We start from the raw sequence: 2,291 nt of genomic DNA, 5'->3' as shown, positions 1-2,291 counted from the left end.
GGGCAGGGCAACTACGCTGCCGCGAATGCCTTCCTGGACGGTCTCGCCGCGCATCGGCGTGCTCAGGGCCTGCCGGCCCAATCCCTGGCCTGGGGCTTGTGGGCGACCCGATCGGGCATGGGCGGCGAGTTGGCGGAGGAGGACCGGGAGCGCTTGAACCGCGCCGGCATGGCGGGCCTGTCGCCCGGTCAGGGACTGGAGCTGTTCGACGTGGCCAGCGCGTCGAGCGCGCCGGTGCTGGTCCCCATGAACCTGGACGCCAGGACGCTGGAGGCCGACGATCTGCCTCCGCTGCTGCGCGGCCTGGTACGTGGCGCCTCCACACGGCGTACGGTGTCGGCGCAGAGCGCAGATGGCGCCGATGCGCTGCGGCGACAGCTGGCCGGGTTGCCGGCCGACGAGCGGCACGAGGAACTGCTGACGCTTGTGCGTACCCATGCGGCCGCCGTACTGGGACACGCGGGTCCGGAAGCAGTCGAGCCGGAGCGGGCCTTCAAGGACCTGGGGTTCGACTCGCTGGGTGCCGTGGAGTTCCGCAACACGCTCAACTCCGCCACCGGGCTGCGGCTGCCACCCACTCTGATCTTCGACTACCCCAACGCGCGTGTCCTGGCCGAGCACCTGGTCACGGAAGTGGCACCCGACGAGGGCGAAGGCAGCGCGAGCGACCACGAGGAGCGGATCCGTCACCTGCTGGGGACGATCCCGCTCACGCGGCTGCGTGACGCGGGCCTGATGGACACCCTGCTCGAACTCGCCGGCGTCTCTTCCGCCACGACGGCCGAGCCCGTGCCGGAGCAGGACTCGATCGACGTGATGGACACCGAGGCTTTGATCAGCATGGCTCTGCAAGACACCGACCTCGACGACGCCGCGCGACAAGACTGAGGACACGATGGCCGACAACGACCAGAAGCTCGTGGCGGCGCTGCGCGCGTCGCTCAAAGAGACCGAGAACCTCCGCACGCGCAACCGCGCGCTGCAGGCTGCCGCCAGTGAGCCGATCGCGATCGTGGCGATGAGCTGCCGTTATCCCGGTGCGGCTTCGCCGGAGGAGCTGTGGCGGCTGGTGGCTGACGGGCAGGACGCGATCTCCTGGTTCCCCACTGATCGTGGGTGGGACGAGGCGGGCATCTACGATCCCGAGCCCGGGCTGCCCGGTAGGACGTACACCCGTGAGGGCGGGTTCTTGTACGACGCAGCGGAGTTCGATCCCGCCTTCTTCGGGATCGCGCCGAATGAGGCGTTGGTGATGGATCCGCAGCAGCGTCTCCTGCTGGAGGCGTCCTGGGAGGTGCTGGAGCGTGCGGGTATCGACCCGACGACTCTGAAGGGCAGCGCGACCGGTGTGTTCGCGGGGATGATGTACCACGACTACACGTACAACAGCAGTACCGGTGCCATCGCTTCCGGCCGGGTGGCCTACACGCTGGGGCTCGAGGGGCCGGCGGTGACGGTGGACACCGCGTGCTCGTCCTCGCTGATCGCGTTGAACCAGGCGATCCAGGCGCTGCGTTCGGGTGAGTGCACCCTTGCTCTCGCGGGTGGGGTGACGGTGATGGCCACCCCCGAGACACTCATCGAGATGAGCCTCCAGCGCGGCTTGTCGGTGGACGGGCGCTGCAAGTCGTACGCGGCCGCGGCCGACGGCACCGGCTGGGCCGAGGGCGTGGGCATGTTGCTGGTCGAGCGGCTCTCGGACGCTCGACGCAATGGGCACCCGGTGCTGGCCGTGGTGCGGGGCATGGCCACCAACCAGGACGGCGCGAGCAACGGCCTGACAGCGCCCAATGGTCCGTCCCAGCAGCGGGTGATCCGGCAGGCGCTGGCCAACGCCCGCTTGTCCGCCGACCAGATCGACATGGTCGAGGGGCATGGCACGGGAACGACGCTGGGTGACCCGATCGAGGCGCAGGCGCTGCTGGCCACGTACGGCCAGGACCGTCCGGAGGGTCGGCCGTTGTGGCTGGGTTCGATCAAGTCGAACATGGGTCACACGCAGGCCGCGGCCGGTGTGGCGGCCATCATCAAGGTCGTCCAGGCGATGCGGCACGGTGTGATGCCGAAGACGCTGCATGTGGATGAGCCGACTCCGCAGGTGGACTGGGAGGCGGGTGGGGTTCGGCTGCTGACCGAGGCGCGGGAGTGGCCGGCCGAGGGCCGTCCGCGTCGTGCGGGCGTGTCCTCCTTCGGGATCAGCGGGACGAATGCTCATGTGATCGTGGAGGAGGCGCCCTTGGTGGAGGTGGTGCCTGTGCGGCGGCGTGAGTTGCCGGCTGTGCCCATGGTGG

General features: G+C 69.5%; 2 protein-coding genes. Both read left to right on the top strand.

The features are described 5' to 3' along the window. A partial coding sequence (locus tag ACH4NX_RS38350) for a beta-ketoacyl reductase (RefSeq protein WP_398130377.1) occupies positions 1–888 on the top strand: 888 nt, incomplete at its 5' end. Between the two features lie 31 nt (positions 889–919). After that, positions 920–2,291 (top strand): beta-ketoacyl synthase N-terminal-like domain-containing protein (locus tag ACH4NX_RS38345; protein ID WP_398130378.1); only part of this gene is annotated, 1,372 nt, incomplete at its 3' end.

Origin of the sequence: Streptomyces sp. NPDC017225, from assembly GCF_044331465.1 — a bacterium.
Taxonomy (GTDB): Bacteria; Actinomycetota; Actinomycetes; order Streptomycetales; family Streptomycetaceae; genus Streptomyces.
Note: the sequence above shows the minus strand (reverse complement) of the source record. Positions and strands in the feature narration are given on the sequence as shown.